This window comes from Priestia endophytica (assembly GCF_026790145.1).
In the GTDB taxonomy this organism is placed as follows: domain Bacteria; phylum Bacillota; class Bacilli; order Bacillales; family Bacillaceae_H; genus Bacillus_I; species Bacillus_I endophytica_A.
Map to the genome: position 1 here is coordinate 112704 of NZ_JALAMS010000020.1, position 13673 is coordinate 126376.

The following is a 13673-nucleotide window of genomic DNA, read 5'->3' on the forward strand; positions in this document are numbered from 1 at the left end:
TTCTTTTTTCGGTTTTTCTTGTGCCGGAAGTTGAACATTTAGGTTGTAATAATTGTTGACGTCAATCTCAGGAAACATCGGTTTCATCTTTGGCATCTTCGGCATTTTGGGCATTTCCTTTTTAGGAGAAGAAGGCATCTCTTTCGGCGGCATCATTGGCATTTCTTTTTTAGGAGAAGAAGGCATCTCCTTTGGCGGCATCATTGGCATTTCTTTTTTAGGCGGCATGTTCATATTATTCGGCTGTTGCGGCATCATTGGTGCTCCATTATAAGGGCCATTATAAGGCTGTTGTGGTATCATTGGGAGTTCATTATAAGACTGTTGTGGTATCATTGGGAGTTCATTATAAGATTGTTGTGGCATCTGTTGCTGCGGTTGCTGTGGCATTTGTTCATCTGTATCAATCTCTGTTATTGGAAGTTGTTTTTGCGGCATTTCTTTATACGGATGGTCCATATTTTGCATTTCATTTTTAATTTGTACACTATTTGTTGGCACCTTAATCTTCATTCCTGGCATAATCATATCAGGGTTGCTTAACTGTGAATTGACTTCTTTAATTTCTTCAAAATCAACTCCATATTTCTTTGCAATTTTCCAAAGGGTATCCCCTTTTTGGACGATATGGATTTTCAACGTTTTTCCCCTCCTGCAACAATATCTTTACAATGTATATTCAGACTGGGTGTCTTGCTAATTCAGACTTCCTCACAACATATGCTTGTAAAAAAACATTTATTCATAAGGTGGAAAAACATTAAAAAGGATGAGCTCATTTTCTCACATAAGAGCTCATCCTTTTCTTATATTAGAGCATTCTTCCAATAGCTGCTAATGCTCCATTTTGCACTTCTTCAGGAACTTTTATAATATTGATTGGCTTGTTATCCTCAATACTCTCAAGCGCCCATGCAAGGTGTGGTAAGTCAATTCGATTCATTGTTAAACATGGACACATATAAGGATTCAAGGACATAATTTGTTTGTCAGGGTTGTTATCAATCAATCGTTTAACAAGGTTCATTTCCGTACCAATCGCCCACTTTGATCCTTTTTCAGCTTCATTAATTTTATCAATAATAAAAGAAGTTGAGCCCGAATAGTCCGAGGCTTGAACAACCTCATAACAACATTCAGGATGAACAAGAATATTAATATCGCTATGTGTTGCTCTCAATGCTTCAATATTTTTCACTGTGAAGTTTTGATGAACAGAGCAGTGCCCTTTCCATAAAATAATTTTGATGTCTTCATAATTACCTTCATATTCAAGCTTTCCTTGAATTGGATCCCATACAGCCATCTCTTCTAGTGAAATACCTAACTCGTACGCTGTATTTCTTCCGAGATGCTGATCAGGGAGAAATAAAATTCGTTCTTTTTTACCGAGCGCCCACTGCACAATTTTGGCCGCATTTGAACTTGTTAACGTTGCTCCATCATTTTCGCCAACAAATGATTTAATCTCAGCTGTTGAGTTTACATATGTGAGCGGCACAATCGTGTCTCCAAACTGTTCAGTAAGATATGACCATGCTACTTCTGTTTGTTGAAGGTTTGCCATATCGGCCATCGAACAGCCTGCTTGCATATCAGGTAAAATTACCTGCTGGTGAGGACTTGTTAAAATATCAGCGGTTTCAGCCATAAAATGCACGCCGCAAAAAACGATGTAGTCTGCTTTTGTCTGTTCTGAAGCGACTCTTGATAGGGCAAGAGAATCTCCTGTCACATCGGCAAACTGGATAACTTCATCTTTTTGATAGTGGTGACCGAGAATAAACAATCTATCGCCAAGGTTTTTCTTTACTCGCTTAACAATTGCAATAAGTTCTTTCTCATCTTGTTCCTTATATTTTTGTGGAATGATCGATAGTTTCTCTTCAAAACCCGCTAAAATGCTCATTTTCCTTCCCCTTCCTTCTGCGAGGCAATATTAAAGCTAATATCAAGCCCTGAAACAGAATGTGTTAATGCACCGATTGAAATATAGTTCACACCTGTTTCTCTATACTGATGAATATTTTCGAGCGTAATGCCTCCCGAAACTTCCGTAACAATATCTTCTGGAACGTGCCTCATCCAGCTCTTAATTTCTTCTGGAGAACGATTATCAAACATAATGATATCTGCTTTCGCCTCTACTGCTTCGAGAAGCGCTTCTTCTGTTTCAATTTCTACTTCTATACGAACCATATGACCAACTCGCCCTCGAACTTCTCTAATTGCAGCTCCTGTTGATCCTATGGCAGCTACATGGTTGTCTTTTAACATCACTCCATCATAAAGACCAAAGCGATGATTATAGCCCCCCCCGCATGTCACAGCGTATTTATCAAATATTTTTAAACCTGGCATAACTTTTCTTGTATCGCAAATCCGGATTCCTGAGCCATCAAGAACATGTACAAATTCATTTGTCATTGTCGCAATTCCACTCATTCGCTGCACAAGATTCAAAATTACTCGCTCCCCAGCCATAAGTGTTGAAAAAGTCCCTTCAACAGAAGCGATAATATCTCCCTTCATGACGCGATCACCATCATGTTTAAAAAGAATCACTTCCGCATCCTTACTAATCAATGAAAAACCTAACTTAATAATTTCTTCTCCTGCAAAAAGACCGTCCTCTTTTGAAATAAAATGACCTTGAATCCACTGATCCTTATTTGGAAGAGAGCTAGTCGTTAGATCCTCACATCCAATATCTTCCATTAAAAATCCAGTTAACTTTTCTTTCACTTTTAACTCATTCATGATTCTATCTCCTATCCGATAAATTCTCGCTGACCTATCTCTTTTGTATCACTCCGCATATGCACTCCTAAACTTTCTCGGCGTTCCAAAGCAGCCGAGAAAATAAGAAAGCTTGTTCTAAGCATATTGATTTTTTCGATTGCATCTCGCTCATAAAGGTGCAGCTTTTCTTCTAACACTTTTTCTAGATATTGAGCACACCAATTCATGCATCTTTCCAGTTCTTCCCTACACCGAACAATCCCAGCTCCCTCTTCATGGTTTCTTTGAATCTCTTGAATAGATGGCAAGGTTATTTTTATTGTTTTTTTCGGTTTGAGTGGTGTAAAAAAGCTTCCTTGAATATTGCCTTCTCCTTCATTGTTTAAATGAGCAGCTAAGCGACTTCCATAAACAAGAATCTCTAATAAAGAATTACTTGCCAGTCGATTTGCTCCGTGAACTCCTGTACATGCAACTTCTCCAATTGCATAAAGATTAGGAATGGATGATTCGCTATTTTCATTTACAGCAATTCCACCTAGTTGAAAATGCGCCCCAGGAGCGACAGGAAGTAAGGAAGGCTGATATCCAAATGCTTTTACACAATTGTTATGAATGGTTGGAAAGCGTTCTGGGAAGTTTGAGATATTTGTAATATCTAAAAATACTTTGCTTCCCTTTTTCAACTTCATATCAATTGTTTGTGCAACAATATCACGAGGTGCTAAATCCTTTAGGGGATGATGATCCATAACAGCCTTTCCGTTTTCATCTATAAGCTTTCCGCCTTCTCCTCTTACAGCTTCTGAAACTAGGCCAAATGCTTTTCCATCTCTATGAAGAAGAGTAGGATGAAATTGGATAAATTCAAGATCTTTTAATGTAGCACCTGCACGGTAAGCAAGAGCTATTCCGTCTCCTCTGTTTTCATCTGGATTTGAGCTAAAACGATAAAGACCTCCACATCCACCTGAAGCTAGTACAGTATGGCGGCCGTAATAATGATTTTTTTCGGTGAACACACCAATACAATACCCATCCTCAATATGTAATGTATGAACAGGCTCGTGTTCTACGATTGTTATATTTGATTGACCACCTACTTTTTTTCGGAAATGGCGAACAAGCTCTCTCCCTGTTGCATCACCACCAGCATGCAAAATACGTCGCTTGCTATGCGCGCCTTCCATACCTAAAGCCACTTGGCCATTCTCTTTGTCAAAGGTCATTCCTTCATTTATTAGGATGTTTATTTCGGTTTGAGCTCTTCTAACGAGCATAGAAACAGCTTCCTTATCATTGTAATAATGACCAGCTTTTAAAGTATCTTCATAGTGATACTTCCAATGATCATCAGGTGACATAACAGCAGCAATTCCACCTTGTGCAAGACTAGAACTGCTTTGTTTCAATTCATCCTTTGTGATAACAAGGATCTTTTTGTTATCTGATAACTTCGCTGCTGTCACAAGTGTTGCAAGGCCACTTCCAATCAAAATGACATCATATATCATAATCACTACCCCTCAACTTTACATGTGTCTTGACACCTATATTTACATATTATTTAATAAAATACAAGACTTTGATTTTTATAAAGGAGAAACAAAAATGATTTATTTAGACTATGCTGCAACAACACCAATAAGTAAAAACGCGCTCCAAGCTTATTGTGAAAGTGCTGAAAAATTTTTTGGAAATACAAATAGCCTTCATGATGAAGGAACAAAAGCGAAAGAAATGGTAAAAATGTGTAAATCCGAACTCGCTTCTTATATCCAAGCTAGCGAGGAAGAAATATATTTTACAAACGGTGGGTCTGATAGTAACCAGCTTGCTGTTAGGAGTATATTAGGGAGTTCTCCCCCCTCTAAAAAACACATTATTACTTCAAAGCTCGAACATTCGTCACTTCTGAATCTTTGGGATACACTAGAAGAAGAAGGATATGATATCTCTTATGTATCCATTAGAGAAGATGGAACGATTAATCTTGAAAACTTGCATGAATGTATTACAGATGAGACATGTCTTATCGCCATTCAACACGTCAATCATGAGCTCGGAACGGTTCATCCTGTAAAAGAAATTGGAGAGATTGCTAAAATATATAATATTCCTTTCCACTGTGATGGAGTTCAATCTTTCTTAAAGCTTCCTATTAATGTAAGAGATATGCACATTACAAGCTTATCTATCGCAAGTCATAAAATATACGGGCCAAAAGGAACTGGTGCTCTTTATCTTTCTAAAGAGATTCCTAAAGTAAAGCAGCATGGTACGATTGATGTGCCAAGTATTGTTGGGTTTACTGTTGCTGCGCAGGAACAAAAGAAAATATTGGCGGATACCTATAACAGTCATGTAAACTTAAGAAGAGAGCTTATCAATCATATTCCTGTATCAGCTGAAATTATAAGCCCTCCTGATGCTCTTCCTTCTATCGTTGGAATGAAGATGGAGAGCTTAGAAGGTCAGTATGTTATGCTATGGTGCAATAAGTACAATATTGCCATTTCAACAGGAAGCGCTTGTCTTGTTGGACAGCAGGAACCTTCCCCATATATGATGGCAATGGGAAAAAACACTCATGAAAGTAAACAACTCTTTCGTATTTCATTTGGCACTTCAACAACGATTGAAGACATTAAAGCTTTTACAGGCTGCTTAAAATTATTAACAACCTCATAAAGGAGTTCAAAAATGAAGGATGAACAAAAAAAGATTTTAGGGGAAAAAAGACGAGATCTTTTGCTTCAATGGTTAAAAGATTCGAACGCTCCGTTAACAGGCAGTGACCTATCAAAACGTACAAATGTGAGTAGACAAGTTATCGTACAAGACATCTCGCTATTAAAAGCGCGAAACGAGCCTATTATGGCAACAAGTCAAGGCTATCTTTATATGTCGAGAACACAAGCAGAGCAAAAACAAACGCGTATTATTGCTTGTAAACACGGTCCAGACGAATCGGAACGCGAGCTCCTTCTCCTTGTTGACCATGGTGTCACAGTAAAAGATGTAATTGTTGAACATTCTGTTTATGGAGAGCTTACGGCTTCGCTTGGTCTTCGCAATCGTAAAGATGTCGCGAACTTTATTGATAAAATCCGCTCAGCGAAAGCTGCTTTCTTGCTTGAACTAACAAAAGGCGGTCACCTTCACACAGTTGAAGCTGATTCCTCAAAACAGCTTGATGAAGCGTGTGACGCTTTGCGTAAGGCAGGTATTTTAGTCGAAGAATAAAATACTTTTAGCTACAGAAAAAAGAACGCTTGGAACTACAAGCGTTCTTTTCTTTATAGCTAAAAGGCTCCTAAGCTGTACTAGGTTCCTATTTGATAATGTAGTAAGGATAGCTTCCTAAAAGGGTTACATTACACCCTAATGCCTCAATTTCAGCAATTGCTCCAGGGATCAATACATCATCAAGCTTTTGCTCGATATCGATAATAAAGAAATAATTCCCAAGTCCTGTTTTCATTGGACGTGATTCAATTTTTGATAAGTTAAGATTACGCCAAGAAAAAGCAGACAACACGCGGTGTAGGGCTCCTGCTGGGTTTTCAGATAGTGTAATCATCAGCGTTGTTTTATAACCGTTATGTTCTAAAAGTGTTTGTTCTAGTGGGGCATTTTCTTGATTTAAAATGAGAAAACGCGTTGTGTTATGATCATAGTCATGCACATCTTTTTTGACAATTTGTAATCCATATTTTTTCGCCGCAAACTCGTTTGCAATTGCCCCTATCTTCTCATCTTCTTTTTCATAAACATGTTTTGCTGCATAGGCCGTTGATGTTACTTCATGTAGAGGTGTGTTGCGAAATGTATCATGAAGAAATTTATGACATTGAGCAATTGCATGTGGGTGTGAATACACGCCTTCAACATTTTGCCACTCATCTATATATTTAGGATGCACCATAAAATGTTGACGAATCGGCAGCACAATCTCTCCTACAATTGGCAGACGTTTTTCATGGATTAAATAATCGAGTGTTAAGTTTACGGAGCCTTCAAGAGCATTTTCTAACGGAACAACCGCATAATCTACTTCTCTGTCTGTTACGCCATCAATGCACGAAGGAATGGTGCGATACGGATGTGAGGTTATCTGTTTGAAAACAGATTCTACGGCAATATGTGTAAATGTTGCTTCTGGTCCTAAATATCCAACTTTCTTCACAGTTCTCTCTCCTATGTCTTTATTTTTTTATTTTTCAAAATTTAATATGTAAAGAAAACAGCTTGATTGATCGTCAAGCTGTTTTTATTAAGCTCCCGAGCCTAATACATCTACTTTATCAACAAATTCCAATGCCCGCAATCTTGAAAGAAGGTCTTCTAGATCTGTTTTTAAACCAGAAACATCTAGTGAAAGGGTTACATTTGCACGCCCTTGCAGTGGAATAGTCTGGTGAATTGTTAATACATTACACCCGCTTGAAGCAACAAGACCTAATAGATGTGAAAGAGTACCAGAGCGGTCTTCCAAGTGGAAGAAAAGCGAGATGATACGTTCTTTCACCATAGTATGAAACGGAAATACCGTTTCTCTATACTTGTAGTAAGCGCTGCGACTTAAATCAACAAGCTGTACAGCGTCAGCAATTGAGTCCGCCTTTCCACGTTCAAGCAGAAGTTTTGCATCAAGCGTCTTCTTCATTGCTTCTGGTAAGACATCCTCCCGAACTAAATAAAATTTCTGATCGATTTTCTTCAACGAGAACTCCCCTCTCTGTTCCCTTTTACCATCTACTCTAAGAATTCAAATTCATATTCAAGAAGTTTTACAATATCCCCATCTTGCGCTCCACGTTCACGCAATGCTTCATCAACACCCATGCCTCGAAGCTGACGAGCAAAACGGCGTACAGATTCATCTCTTGAGAAGTCTGTCATCTTGAATAGTTTCTCAATCTTCTCACCTGAAAGTACATAAGCTCCTTCACTATCACGTGTAAGATGGAACTCTTTATCTTCCTCTTGGAACTTGTACATAACATGTTGATTTGCAAGCTCTTCTTCACTATAAAGAGGAAACTCTGGTGTTGTTTCAAGAAGATCAGCAACTGTGAATAAAAGATCACGAAGTCCTTTACGTGCAATAGCTGAAATTGGAATAACTTTTACTTCTTCGCCAACTTTCTCCTGAAACGCTTTTAAGTTCTCTTCTGCTTCAGGCACGTCCATTTTATTTGCTACAACAACTTGAGGACGCTCTGTTAAACGAAGATTATATTCCTTAAGCTCCTTGTTAATTGTAACGTAGTCTTCATAAGGATCTCTGCCTTCCATGCCAGACATATCAATCACGTGCACAATAACTCTTGTACGCTCGATATGGCGAAGGAACTGATGACCAAGTCCTACTCCCTCATGTGCCCCTTCAATAAGCCCAGGCAAGTCAGCCATCACAAAGCTACGATTATCTTCTGTTTCTACCACACCTAAGTTAGGTGCAATTGTTGTAAAATGATAAGCAGCAATTTTAGGCTTTGCCGCAGATACAATAGAAAGAAGGGTTGATTTCCCAACGCTTGGGAAGCCTACAAGACCGACATCTGCTAGCACTTTAAGCTCCATCACAATATAGCGCTCTTGACCTGGTTCCCCTTTCTCAGAAAGCTCTGGTGCTGGGTTTGCCGGTGTTGCGAATCGCGTATTTCCGCGTCCGCTACGACCACCTTTTGCAATGACAGCACGCTGACCATGCTCTGTTAAATCCGCGATAACTTCACCTGTATCATCATCTTTTACAACAGTGCCAGGCGGGACCTTTACAACAAGTGGCTCTGCATTACGACCGTGTTGGTTTTTAGGCATTCCGTTTTCACCATGTTTTGCTTTAAAATGGCGCTTATAACGGAAATCCATTAGTGTACGAAGTCCTTCTTCAACTTCAAAGACAACGTCTGCTCCTTTACCACCATCACCACCTGCTGGTCCTCCATTTGGTACATACTTCTCGCGACGGAAAGCAACCATTCCATTTCCGCCGTCTCCACCTCTTACGTAGACTTTGACCTGATCGACAAACATTTCATTTTCACTCCGTTCCCTATATCACGTTCTTACTTTTTATGAATTGCTGTGTTGCTTTTCATTCATAACAAGCTGAACCGTCAATTCATCTTTTGCTATTTTGTAGCAAGCTATATTAAACATGGTTAACGTTTCTTTTGATAACCATTCTTCTATCTTTTTTTCATTCTCTATTATGCCACTGAAATCAAAAAACAATGATGGACCTTCTTCAAGATAAAAAGAAACATCAAGGTGATGATTACTTTCTTTATTTACTACATTTTCTAGTACATAAAAAAGCGATTCACACCAATCTGTAAGCTCTTCATCATAAGGAGATAAATCACACACTTCGCCGTTCACTTCGATATCGAGCTTTAAAACCGTTTCTCTAAACCCATATGTTAAAAGAAGCGCAGTCAACTTATGTGCCCCTGTACTCGTTAGCTTTGATTCATTTTTAGAGATGGCAATAATCTCTTCAATCGTTTGTTGGACACGGTCAAGACGATTCAATGATAAATTTCCCTTAATGAGCTGCAGCCTATTTAGCCAGTCATGGCGTGCATGCTTTAAAAGTTCAACAACATCCCACTCTTTACTCATTTTCCAACCCCTAACCTTAAAACATGCTTTGTTCTTCTTTCAACAGCAAAGAAAACAAAACAGACCATATATGCATTATAGCAAATTATCTAGTCTATGAGCACAACCCTAGCAATATGTCTCAACAAAAAGAAAAACTCTAACCAATCTTGGTTAGAGTTTTCTTTTTGTGTACGATTACGTTTTAAGCTTCTTGCGCTACTGGATAAACGCTCACTTTTTTACGGTCACGTCCATAACGCTCGAATTTTACGATACCATCGATTTTCGCGAAAAGAGTATCGTCTCCACCACGAGAAACGTTTGCACCTGGATAGATTTTTGTACCGCGTTGACGGTAAAGGATAGAACCACCAGTTACAAATTGACCATCTGCACGTTTAGCACCAAGGCGTTTAGAGATAGAGTCACGACCGTTCTTTGTACTACCTACCCCTTTTTTCGATGCGAAAAACTGAAGATCTAATCTTAGCATATGTTCCACCTCCTCTTTATTGAGATACAATGTTTATATATTGTCCATAATCACGCTCGATTGTTTCAAGTGAAACAACCATTCCTTCGAGAAGGAGCTGAACGTTGCGAGCAACATCCTCTTCTAAGTCTTCAGGAATGAGGCAGTTAAGATAACCGCCGTCCTCACCTTGTTCAAGGCCTGGCATTGTATCACATAAAGAAATAATCGCGTTTACTGTCCCAAATGACACAGCTGTAACAGCGGCGCATACTAAATCTTTACCGTGTTCCGCAAATTCTGCGTGTCCACTTATTTCAAAAGAAGTAATATGACCTGCTTCATTACGAGAAAGAACTACTTTAACCATGCAACCATTCCTTATGCATTGATTTTATCAATAACAACTTTTGTGTAAGGTTGACGGTGACCTTGTTTACGGCTGTAGTTTTTCTTAGCTTTGTATTTGAATACAGTAATCTTTTTAGCGCGACCTTGTTTTTCAACTTTAGCGCTAACTGTTGCACCATCAACGTAAGGAGCTCCAACTTTAACGTTGTCCCCACCTACTAATAGTACTTTGTCGAAAGTTACTGTTTCGTCTTGCTCTACGTTAAGTTTTTCAATGTAGATAGCTTGACCTTCTTCAACTTTAACTTGTTTACCACCAGTTTCAATAATAGCGTACATTCTCTGCACCTCCCTGTAAGACTCAGACTCGCCATCCCAGGTGTCACAATGGACTTTAAAACCTGTTCTGCGCGGTTGTAGCACGGGTGCTACAATAATCACATAGAAAATAATACTATATTTCTTCTCCCTATGTCAATCATATTCTCTAATGAAGTCATTCCAAATTTTACACAAGAAAAAACTGCAGCAGATGCTGCAGTTTTTTTAGAAGGTGATGATCCCTGTAACAAGAGCTACAGCAATCATCACAAGACAGCCACCCAGTGCCCATTTAAAGTAAAACTTTTGGTGATCTCCAAATTCTACTTTCGCCATTCCTACTAATAAATATGCAGAAGCCATAAGTGGACTCATCGCGTGAATTGGCTGCCCTAAAACAGAAGCACGAGCCATTTCAACAGGATCTACACCGTAAGCTGAAGCCGTTTCTGCTAAAATCGGTAACACTCCGTAGTAGTACGGATCGTTTGCCATAAAATACGTAAACGGCAAACTAGTTAATGCTGTAATGACAGGAAAAAATGAACCTAATGATTCAGGAATAACAGAAACAAGCGCATTTGCCATTGCATCAACCATCTCTGTTCCTGAAAGAATTCCTGTAAAAATTCCTGAAGCAAATACTAAGCCAACAACTGCAAGGACGTTTCCTGCATGATTGGAAATCCGTTCTTTTTGATCATCAAATTTTGGATAGTTAATCATAAGCGCAACAACAAAAGCAATCATAAATAAAGTTGCAAGTGGAAGTACACCCATCACTAAACATACTAATAGAGCAATTGTTAGAGCTAAGTTTACATATAAAAGCTTTGGACGTTTAATAGAGGTATCGTCTGCTCCAATATCTACAGCAGCGCTCTGCTGGTTAAAAGCTAGATTTTGTGAATAGTCGATGTCGATAACACCTAAGCGTTTTTTCTCTTTCTTCCCTAAAATATAAGCTGTAAATAGTGTCCATAGTGCTGCTGAAATCATTACTGGAACAAGTGGTAAAAAGACGTCTGCCACATCAAGCTGAAGGGCACTTACTGCACGAGCTGTAGGTCCACCCCATGGAGACATATTCATAAAGCTAAATGAAAGCATAGCAACACAGGTTAGGATTAACGGATTCATTCCAAGTCTTGTATAAAGCGGCAGCATTGCTGAAACTGTAATCATATATGTTGTTGTTCCATCTCCATCTAATGCAATAAGCATGGAAAGAATAGCTGTTCCCATGACAATCTTTACTGGATCTCCCTTTACAATTTTCAGGATTGTAGATACAAGTGGATCAAACAAACCAGCATCAATCATAATTCCAAAGTATAAAATAGCAAACATCAGCATAACACCTGTTGGTGCTACTTGCTCTACCCCTGCAAGCATCATATCGCCTAACCCTGCTGCAAATCCCCCAATTATTGCAAACAAGATTGGAATAATAATAAGTGCAACCATAGCTGACATTCGTTTCGTAATGATCAGATACATAAAGACGGCGATCATTAAAAATCCAAGCGTAGCTAACATATTTTCTCCCCCTTTGTCTCTCAAAAATTCCCCTTAAAAACGATAGTTCATCACTAAAAATAGTATAAATTAAAAAATTCTGAATGTAATCGTTTCCAAATTATTGAGCTTTAAATTCTTAATATCCTTTTTGTTCATTTTGTTCACGAGAAGATACTAAGTAAAAAAAGAAGGTTTTACCCTTCTTTTTTAAAATAGAAATTCAACCTTATTTTCTTTTATTCTCTGCTCCACTTCTTCTCTTGAACCGATATGACGAAGACGGTAAAATGGCGTAAGTTCTCCTCCTTCTGTTAGGTAAAGTTCTATCTCCTGCTCTTCTTTCCATTTTTCCATCTCTTCCTTGTTAAATGAAAGCAAAGGAGAAAGTTCTATCCATGCTGCCTCTTCTTTATATGAAAGCAGTTCCCCTTCTATATCATTCAACGTTTTTTTCTCATTTTTATATTTTCCCATTGTTTTACAAACATCACAATCTTTTAGGAAAAGATGCTGCAAGCTATCTCGCTCTTTTTTACGTGTCACCTCTACTAACCCAAGTCTTGTAAAACCAAAAATAAGCGTCCTTACTGGATCTTGTTCTGTTTCTGTTTTTAGCTTTTGTAACACTTTTTCTCCATCTTCTTTGTTTTTCATGTTAATAAAATCAATCATAATAATGCCTCCAAGATTGCGAAGGCGAAGTTGTCGAGCCACTTCTTTTGCTGCTTCAAGATTTGTCTCTAAAATAGTCTGAGCTTGAGACGTTTTTCCTACAAACCTGCTTGTATTTACATCAATAACTGTCATCGCCTCTGTTTCTTCAATAACTAATGAACCACCGCTTGGAAGCCAGACCGTTTTTTGCAGTGCTTTTTCAAGCTCTTTTTGAAGGTGGTATATGTCAAAAAGGCTCTCTTTCTCACGTTGAAAAATAACTGTTGCTTCTGGAAAAGAAGCTTGAAGCTTTTTTTTCATTTCAAACGAATCAACAATAAGCTCAAGCCTGTCCACTTTTGCCTTTTTTATCATATTTGTAATAAAATCTTCCCTTTGGTAAACAACTCGAGGTACTGGTCCTTCCGCTTGGAGTTCCCCGATAACTCCCTCCGCTTCTTTTCTAAGAGTAACAATTTCTTGTTCTATTTTGCTAGGAGACACTCCTTCAATGGCGCTTCGTAAGAGAAGCCCTTCCGATCCTTCTACAATGCTCTCCCCAAAGCTTGTCCACTTTTCTTTTTCCGCTATCTTTTTTGAAACAGCTACGTATCCGCTATAAGGAAAATAAACAACGTACGAGCTTGAAAATTCAATAAACGTTGTCAACTTAGGTCCCTTTGTTCCTCTTTCTTCTTTGCTTACTTGTACGAGAATTTTTTGTCCTTCTTTTATACGTTCTGTAAACATTTCGTGCTCATCAAGAAACACTTCACTTTTATGTAAATATCCGTTTTTTTCTCCTCCAATATCTACAAAAGCAGCGTCCATCCCTTTTACAACTTTTTTCACACGTCCAACATAAATATTGCCAACATAGTGGATAGCTTTTTGTTCTTCAATATAAAAAGCCTGTACTTGGCTATCCTGTAAATGAGCTATCTTATGAAGATTTGTTGCCGTTTCAATTATCAATTTTGCTGTCATATGTCCA

General features: G+C 38.4%; 15 protein-coding genes and 1 other annotated feature. Of the genes, 2 read left to right on the forward strand and 13 right to left on the reverse strand.

The window, feature by feature from the left end:
* The 4 genes from safA to nadB all read right to left on the reverse strand — a co-directional run.
* Positions 1-639 (reverse strand): SafA/ExsA family spore coat assembly protein (gene safA, locus MOC86_RS16890; protein ID WP_268585175.1); only part of this gene is annotated, 639 nt, incomplete at its 3' end.
* Between the two features lie 172 nt (positions 640-811).
* Positions 812-1909, reverse strand: a complete 1098-nt coding sequence (nadA, locus tag MOC86_RS16895) for a quinolinate synthase NadA (RefSeq protein ID WP_268585176.1) — start codon at positions 1907-1909, stop codon at positions 812-814.
* Positions 1906-2760, reverse strand: a complete 855-nt coding sequence (nadC, locus tag MOC86_RS16900; RefSeq protein ID WP_268585177.1) for a carboxylating nicotinate-nucleotide diphosphorylase — start codon at positions 2758-2760, stop codon at positions 1906-1908. The genes nadA and nadC overlap by 4 nt, the downstream gene beginning before the upstream one ends.
* 11 nt (positions 2761-2771) lie before the next feature.
* Positions 2772-4256, reverse strand: a complete 1485-nt coding sequence (gene nadB / locus MOC86_RS16905; protein WP_268585178.1) for an L-aspartate oxidase — start codon at positions 4254-4256, stop codon at positions 2772-2774.
* 97 nt (positions 4257-4353) lie between these two features.
* On the opposite strand from nadB, the gene MOC86_RS16910 reads away from it, so the two are divergent.
* Positions 4354-5433 carry an IscS subfamily cysteine desulfurase gene (locus MOC86_RS16910; protein WP_268585179.1) on the forward strand — a complete coding sequence of 360 codons (1080 nt, stop codon included), beginning with the start codon at positions 4354-4356 and terminating at the stop codon, positions 5431-5433.
* 12 nt (positions 5434-5445) lie between these two features.
* Complete coding sequence (locus MOC86_RS16915; RefSeq protein ID WP_268585180.1) at positions 5446-5988, forward strand: transcription repressor NadR; 543 nt, start codon at positions 5446-5448, stop codon at positions 5986-5988.
* Between the two features lie 88 nt (positions 5989-6076).
* On the opposite strand, the gene pheA is transcribed toward MOC86_RS16915, so the two are convergent.
* The 9 genes from pheA to MOC86_RS16960 form a co-directional block, all read right to left on the reverse strand.
* On the reverse strand, positions 6077-6931 hold the full coding sequence (gene pheA, locus MOC86_RS16920) for a prephenate dehydratase (RefSeq protein ID WP_268585181.1): 855 nt from the start codon (positions 6929-6931) through the stop codon (positions 6077-6079).
* Between the two features lie 87 nt (positions 6932-7018).
* Complete coding sequence (locus MOC86_RS16925; RefSeq protein WP_019391341.1) at positions 7019-7468, reverse strand: ACT domain-containing protein; 450 nt, start codon at positions 7466-7468, stop codon at positions 7019-7021.
* 32 nt (positions 7469-7500) lie between these two features.
* Positions 7501-8787 carry a GTPase ObgE gene (obgE, locus tag MOC86_RS16930; protein WP_243517429.1) on the reverse strand — a complete coding sequence of 429 codons (1287 nt, stop codon included), beginning with the start codon at positions 8785-8787 and terminating at the stop codon, positions 7501-7503.
* A 39-nt stretch (positions 8788-8826) separates the two neighbouring features.
* A complete protein-coding gene (locus MOC86_RS16935) occupies positions 8827-9378 on the reverse strand; it encodes a Spo0B C-terminal domain-containing protein (RefSeq protein ID WP_268585182.1) in 552 nt (183 codons plus the stop codon).
* A 184-nt stretch (positions 9379-9562) separates the two neighbouring features.
* Positions 9563-9853 (reverse strand): 50S ribosomal protein L27, encoded by a 291-nt coding sequence (gene rpmA, locus MOC86_RS16940; protein ID WP_019391338.1) that lies wholly within the window; start codon positions 9851-9853, stop codon positions 9563-9565.
* Positions 9854-9869: 16 nt separating this feature from the next.
* Positions 9870-10202, reverse strand: coding sequence for a ribosomal-processing cysteine protease Prp (locus MOC86_RS16945; protein ID WP_243517424.1), 333 nt, complete (start codon positions 10200-10202; stop codon positions 9870-9872).
* An 11-nt stretch (positions 10203-10213) separates the two neighbouring features.
* On the reverse strand, positions 10214-10522 hold the full coding sequence (rplU, locus tag MOC86_RS16950; protein WP_019391336.1) for a 50S ribosomal protein L21: 309 nt from the start codon (positions 10520-10522) through the stop codon (positions 10214-10216).
* Between the two features lie 14 nt (positions 10523-10536).
* Positions 10537-10609, reverse strand: a sequence feature (ribosomal protein L21 leader region).
* A gap of 120 nt (positions 10610-10729) precedes the next feature.
* Entirely contained in the window at positions 10730-12043 is a 1314-nt protein-coding gene (locus tag MOC86_RS16955) for a CitMHS family transporter (RefSeq protein WP_268585183.1), read from the reverse strand.
* Positions 12044-12232: 189 nt separating this feature from the next.
* Entirely contained in the window at positions 12233-13666 is a 1434-nt protein-coding gene (locus MOC86_RS16960) for an Rne/Rng family ribonuclease (RefSeq protein WP_268585184.1), read from the reverse strand.
* Positions 13667-13673: the final 7 nt, after the last annotated feature.